Source organism: Isoptericola sp. NPDC056134 (assembly GCF_042264825.1).
Taxonomy (GTDB): Bacteria; Actinomycetota; Actinomycetes; order Actinomycetales; family Cellulomonadaceae; genus Isoptericola; species Isoptericola nanjingensis.
Genome location: NZ_JBHJVM010000024.1, coordinates 58,363 through 64,186, shown reverse-complemented (window position 1 = coordinate 64,186; position 5,824 = coordinate 58,363). Strand labels below are relative to the sequence as shown.

5 protein-coding genes are annotated in these 5,824 nt (G+C 77.7%); 2 read left to right on the top strand and 3 right to left on the bottom strand.

Annotation, left to right across the window (positions count from 1 at the left end; genetic code table 11):
• Nucleotides 1-86: 86 nt before the first annotated feature.
• From ACFCZN_RS18130 to ACFCZN_RS18120, 3 genes are all read right to left on the bottom strand, one after another.
• On the bottom strand, nt 87-530 hold the full coding sequence (locus tag ACFCZN_RS18130) for an OsmC family peroxiredoxin (protein ID WP_429766724.1): 444 nt from the start codon (nt 528-530) through the stop codon (nt 87-89).
• A 120-nt stretch (nt 531-650) separates the two neighbouring features.
• The gene (locus ACFCZN_RS18125) at nt 651-2,132 is read right to left on the bottom strand and encodes a hypothetical protein (RefSeq protein WP_430557663.1); all 1,482 of its coding nucleotides are present in this window, start codon (nt 2,130-2,132) and stop codon (nt 651-653) included.
• Between the two features lie 61 nt (nt 2,133-2,193).
• Nucleotides 2,194-2,775: an RNA polymerase sigma factor gene (locus ACFCZN_RS18120; protein ID WP_429766721.1), complete on the bottom strand. Its 582-nt coding sequence runs from the start codon at nt 2,773-2,775 to the stop codon at nt 2,194-2,196.
• Nucleotides 2,776-2,924: 149 nt separating this feature from the next.
• On the opposite strand from ACFCZN_RS18120, the gene ACFCZN_RS18115 reads away from it, so the two are divergent.
• On the top strand, nt 2,925-4,829 hold the full coding sequence (locus ACFCZN_RS18115) for a DUF4012 domain-containing protein (RefSeq protein WP_430557662.1): 1,905 nt from the start codon (nt 2,925-2,927) through the stop codon (nt 4,827-4,829).
• 124 nt (nt 4,830-4,953) lie between these two features.
• Nucleotides 4,954-5,694 carry an LPXTG cell wall anchor domain-containing protein gene (locus ACFCZN_RS18110; protein WP_430557661.1) on the top strand — a complete coding sequence of 247 codons (741 nt, stop codon included), beginning with the start codon at nt 4,954-4,956 and terminating at the stop codon, nt 5,692-5,694.
• Nucleotides 5,695-5,824 lie beyond the last annotated feature (130 nt).

Genomic DNA, 5,824 nt, shown 5'->3' with positions numbered 1-5,824 from the left:
ATAGAGAGGGGGACCGGACCACTGGTGTGGTGGCCCGGTCCCCCTCTCTATCTCGCGGGTCCAGCTTCTCTATCTCGGCGGGGGGGTCAGCCCTCGAAGGTCACGTCCAGCGTGATCTCGCCGACGCCCGCGAGCGCCTTCGAGACCGGGCAGCCGGCCTTCGCGGCCTCGGCGGCGGCGCGGTAGGCGTCGGCGTCGATGCCGGCGGCCGAGCCCACCACGGTGAGGTTGATCTTCGAGATCTCGAGGCCGCCGCCGGCGGCCGGGGTCAGGGTGACGTCGGCGGTCACGTCGGTCTTGCCGGGCGTGCCGCCCGCGTTCGCGACCTCGAGCGAGAACGCCATCGCGAAGCACGACGAGTGCGCGGCGGCGATGAGCTCCTCCGGGCTGGTGACACCCTCCGCGGCGTCCGCCGTCCGGCGCGGGAACGAGACGTCGAACGCCCCGACGCCGGAGCTGGCGAGCTCGACCCGGCCGGAGCCCTTCTGGATGTCGCCGTTCCAGGCGGTGCGTGCGGTACGGGTGGACATAGGAGTTCTCCTTCGTGCTCCGGGACAGGTCACGACGACCGTAACCCGCACCCGCACCTCGCGTCAGGGAGCGCCCGCGTGGTGGCGGTCACGTCCGGGCGAGGGCGTCCGCCACGGGCCTCACCGCGGGGCCGAGAAGTCCATCGCGTCGTCCACGACGGCGACGACGGACCACGCGTTGCCGTCGGCGTCGGACAGCTCGTACGCCGGGACGAGCACGACCGAGCCGTCGTCCTGCGTCTGCTGCGCCAGGCCGAGCCGTGCGTCGGTGATCTCGACGTCGGAGACCGGCCAGTCCACCGGGTCGCCGGCGGCGGGCGGCGCGGGGGGCGCGGTCGGCTCGGTCCCGTCCTCCTCGGACGCAGTCCACATCTTCTCCTCGTCGGCGTACACGACCGGCCAGGCCGCGCCGGAGAACCGCGGGTCGCCGAAGCGCTGCACCGCCTCGGCCGGGCTGATCACGGGGTACTCGCCGAGGTCCTCGGTGGTGGCGAGGAACCCGTCGAGCCAGGCGACGCCCTCCTCCCCGACGGTGGCGCTCCACTGGGCGCCGGTCCGGCTGCCGTCGACCACCTGGGAGGCGGTGACCCAGCGGCTGGGGTCGCCGTCGGTCTTCTCGCCCACCTCGATCTCGAACGTGTCGGGGTCCACGCCGAGGCTCCGCATGACGTCGGTGAGCGCGTCGCGCGCCTCCCGGTCGCCGACGGACGACGTCGCCGGCTCGTCGCAGGCGGGCTCGGTGCCCTCCTCGTCGTCCCCTCCGTCGCTGCGCGCGGCGACGTCCTCGCACTGCCACGGGTCGGCGCCGGGGTCGTTGTAGCCGAACGTCGCGCTGCCGTCGGCGGACAGCCAGACGTGCGAGCCGCTGCCGTCCTGGGGCCCCACGGTCCAGCCGTGGTCCCACCGCGGCTCCCCCTCGACCCCGAGCGTCTGCGCGAGCCGCGCGGCCCCCTCGCGGGTAGCCACGCCGGTCGCGTCGAACGCGAACGCCGAGGCCGTCCCGCCCTCGGTGGACAGCCCGTCCGCGTGGAAGACGGCCCGGCCGGAGGTGGCCCAGCTCGGCATGGTGGAGGCGGTGTCCGCCGACCCGGCGGCGTCGCTCGCGCCCGCGCTGTCCTCGGCGGCGCCCATCTCCGCGCCGCCGGCTGCGGCGTCGTCCCCGGCCGCACCGGCGGCCCGGCCGCCGCCGTTCAGCACGACCGGGGCGTCAGCGGACGCGGACGCGCCGGGCGCGGCAGCGCCGCCGAGGGCGTACCCGCCCACGCCCACCGCCGCGAGCACCACGACGCCCGCGGCGGCCAGCCACGGCGTGCGGCGCCGCCCGCGGCGCGCGGCGAGCTCGTCGCCCTCCTTGCCACCGGTCAGGTCGTCCCCGGGCCTGTCGGCGGCGGAAGCGTCGCCGTCACCGGCCAGCCGGGCGTCGACCTTCGCCCGCAGCCCCGCACCGACCGCCCCCGCCCCCGCGGCCGGGTCGGCCGCCCGCAGGCGGGCGAACGCCTCGTCGGCGCGGTCGTCGCGGTCGTCGCGCGGCCCTGCCGGAGTGGCGGGCTTCCCCTGGGTCGCGTCACCGCGCACCTCGTCCTGGCCCTCGTCCCGGCTCATGATGTCCTCCCGGCCCCGCGGCCCGCCGGCCCGGCGGGCGTCTCGCACCCCGTCTGTGTCGTCACCGCGCGCCCGCTTGCGCCGCGGCGTCGCCCTCGCCCGCTGCGTCGTCCTCACCCGTGCCGTCGTCGGCCGCCGCCTCGGCGTCCCAGGCGGCGCGCAGCCGCGCCCGCGCGCGCGACAGCGCGGCGTCGGCTCCCCCGCGCGAGACTCCCAGCACCTGCGCCAGCCCGTCGCCGCCGACGCCGTCCCACGCGACGAGGAGGAGCACCTGCCGGTCGCGCGGCGAGAGGCGCGCGAGGACCGCGCGCACGCGGTCGTCGTCGACGGCGAGCGCGGCGGGGTCGACGTCGTCGGGCACCTCCGGCACCACGGCGACCGGCGTCGGCCGGGCCTTGCGGCGGTGGTTGGCCAGGACGAAGCCGGCCGTCCGGTAGAGCCACGGCAGCTCCGCCCCGCGCGGCACGTCCGCCCGACGACGCCAGGCAGTGGCGAGGACGTCGGCGGCCAGGTCCTCCGCCTCCGCCCCGCCCGCGGGGAGGCGCCGCACGAGGTAGCGGTGCACCGCCCCCGCGTGCGCGGCGAAGAGGTCGTCGAACCACGCCGTGTCGTCGTCGACACGCGCCGTCTCGTCCGGGTCCACCGGGCCTCCTGCGGTCCTGGGCGCGCGAGGGCGCGCGCCACCCCTCGACGCGACTGTGTCGCCGCACCCCGCGGTCTTGCACCCGCGCGCGCCGACATCACCCGCAGATTCATCCCTCCGACCGCGCCGCGCGGACCTACGGTGCGGGGATGACCGTCGACACGGGCGCGGCGCCCGCCAGCACGGAGCCCGCGGCGCCGGCGCCGCGCCGACGGCGCGCCGTGCGCTGGGTGCTGCTCGGCGCCGTCGTCGCCCTGCTCGTCGTCGCCGTGTGCGCGGTGCTGCTGGTCCGCGACGCGCTCGCCGCGCGCGGCGCCCTCACCCGGGCCGCCGCGCAGGTGCCCGCGGTGGCGGAGGAGCTGCGCGCCGGCGCCCGGTCCGAGGCGGACGGCGCCTCCCCCGCGACGCTCGCCTCCTCACCGGCCCTGGCGGAGCTGCGCGCGCAGACCACGATCGCGCGCGAGGCGACCGACGGCCCGCTGTGGTGGCTCGCCGCACGCCTCCCCGTGGTCGGCCCGTCGGCGGGGGCGGCCGTCGACGTCGCCGTCGTGCTCGACGACGTGACCGACGACGTGCTGCCCGCCCTGGCCGACCTGGCCGACGCCGTGGCCGCCACGGGCCGCACCGCGGACGGCGGGCTCGACCTCGCCCCCCTGCGGTCGGCCGCCCCGGGGATGGTCACGGCGCGGGCCTCGATCGACGCGTCGAGCGCCCGGCTCGACGCCGTCGACCCGGCGGCCCTGCTGCCGCAGCTCGTCGACCCGGTCACGTCGCTGCGCGACCGGGTCGACGAGCTCGCCGGCGCCGTCGCGACCGGCGACCGCGCGGCCGCGCTCGCCCCGGCGATGCTCGGCGCGGACGGTCCGCGCACCTATCTCGTCCTGGGCATGAACAGCGCGGAGCTGCGGCCGGGCGGCGGGATCCCGGGGGCGCTCATCCTGGTGCGGGTCGACGACGGGCGCGTCGAGGTGGTGCGGCAGGTGGGCTCCTCCGAGGTCGGCCCGTTCCGCTCCCCCGTGCTCCCCCTGTCCGCGGACGACGAGGACGCCTACACGGGCCGGCTCGGCACGTTCGTGCAGGACGTGACCGCCACCCCGGACTTCCCGACGTCGGCCACGCTGGCCGCCGAGATGTGGGCGCGGGCGCAGGGCGAACAGGTCGACGGCGTCCTCGCCACCGACCCCGTCGCGCTCTCCCACCTCCTCACGGAGACCGGCCCCGTGCGGGTGCCCGTGTCCCGCCCGGTGGCGGAGGCCCTGGGCCGCGACTCCGTGGAGCTGACGGCCGAGAACGCCGTCGACGTGCTGCTGCGGCGCGTCTACGACGTGCTGGACCCCGAGACGGCCGACCGGTTCTTCGCCGACGCCGCTGCCGCGGTCCTCGCCCGCGCGACGTCCGAGGACGTCTCCCCGGGCGCGCTGCTCACCGGCCTGCAGCGCGCCGCCGGGGAGCACCGGGTACGCGTCTGGTCGGCGGACCCCGCCGAGGAGGCCCGGCTCGAGGGCACGCTGATCGCCGGCTCGTACGCCGCCGACCCGCGCGCCGCGGACGCCGTCGGTGTGTTCCTCGGCGACCACGTGGCCGGGAAGATGTCCGCCTACCTCGAGTCGTCGCTGCACGTCGTCGACGGCACGTGCACGGCGGGCGGGCGGGTGGACACGCTCGAGCTGACCCTCGCGTCGACGGCCCCCGCCGACGCGGCCACGTCGCTGCCCTGGTACGTCGCCGGGCTGCCCGGGCGAGCGCGTCCGCCGGGCACCCTCAGCCTCGCCGTGACGGTCGCGGGGCCGCGCGACGCCGAGGCGCCGCGCGTCGAGCGCGACGGGACCGCCGTCGGCGGCGAGGCCCGCACCACGCACGGACGTCCCACCCAGACGGTCACGGTCGTCCTCGCCCCGGGCGAGAGCACCACGCTGCGGCTGGTCGTGCCGGCGGCCCCCGGCACCGCGACGGGCGACGCGGGCGGCACGCCGGACGGCCGGCTGGAGGTCTGGTCGACCCCGACGACGACGACCGGCGGGCTGCTCGACGTCGAGGCCCCGACCTGCGGGTGAAGATGCCCCGCTGCCTGCGGTTTCACCCGGGTGAGACGGGGTCCGCGGAACGCCCGCGCGGCTAGCGTGAGGGCCCCGGGCAGCCGCCGGGCAGCACGGAGAGCACCGCCCCCGAGGAGTCGAGATGGCCCACGCACGCACCGCCGCCGGCGCCGCCGTCGGCCTGGTCCTGAGCGGCGCTATCGCGGTCGCCGCCGCCGCGCCGGCGCTCGCCGACACGGTGCCCAGCCCGAACAGCAGCCCCAGCAGCACGGACTACCCGCCGCCCGAGGTCCCGACGCTCACCGCACAGATCTTCCAGCCCGAGTGCGACGGCGACGTGCCCTACCTCCGCTACGCCGTCACCGCCACGGGCACCGAGAACACCACCGTGACCATCACGTGGCTCAACCCGGGCGGCGACGACGTCGTGCAGGCCGACCTCCCGATGAGCGGCCGGGTCCTGTGGCCGGGCGCCGTCGTGGACGCGTCGGGCGCGCCGCTCGACTGGCCCGGCTGGCGCCTCGAGAACGGCGTCTGGGTGGAGGGCGACGAGTTCGACTGGGTGCGCCCGTCCGTGGACGTGAAGCTCGAGGTGAACCCCGAGCTCACCATGACCGCCGCCTACCCGCCGTCGTCGCCGAACTGCGCGACCAACCCGCCCGGCACCGTGCCGCCCGACGAGCCCGGCGAGCCGACCCCCGGCACGACCGTCCCCGCCGCGGTGCCCGCGGACGGCGCCCCGCCCGCGGCCGCCCCGCCCGCGTCGGGCTTCCTGCCGCAGACGGGCGCCGGCGTCGCCGGGCTGGTCGCCGCGGCCGCCGCGCTCGTGGCCGCGGGCGGCGTCGCCGTCGGCGTCGCGCGCCGGCGTCGTACCGACCACTGACGCTCCCCACCCGTCGGTCGGGCCTGTCGAGAACCGGGTCTCGACAGGCCCGACCGGCAATGCACCTCCACATAGCAAACAACCCAACACCCCAGCCCACACAAACCCCCCACCCACCCACGATGCAAGA

What these genes read in the sequence shown, in the direction of transcription:
- ACFCZN_RS18130 (WP_429766724.1), bottom strand. Translation starts at nt 530, where the DNA reads ATGTCCACCCGTACCGCACGCACCGCCTGGAACGGCGACATCCAGAAG.
- ACFCZN_RS18110 (WP_430557661.1), top strand. Translation starts at nt 4,954, where the DNA reads ATGGCCCACGCACGCACCGCCGCCGGCGCCGCCGTCGGCCTGGTCCTG.
- ACFCZN_RS18115 (WP_430557662.1), top strand. Translation starts at nt 2,925, where the DNA reads ATGACCGTCGACACGGGCGCGGCGCCCGCCAGCACGGAGCCCGCGGCG.
- ACFCZN_RS18125 (WP_430557663.1), bottom strand. Translation starts at nt 2,132, where the DNA reads ATGAGCCGGGACGAGGGCCAGGACGAGGTGCGCGGTGACGCGACCCAG.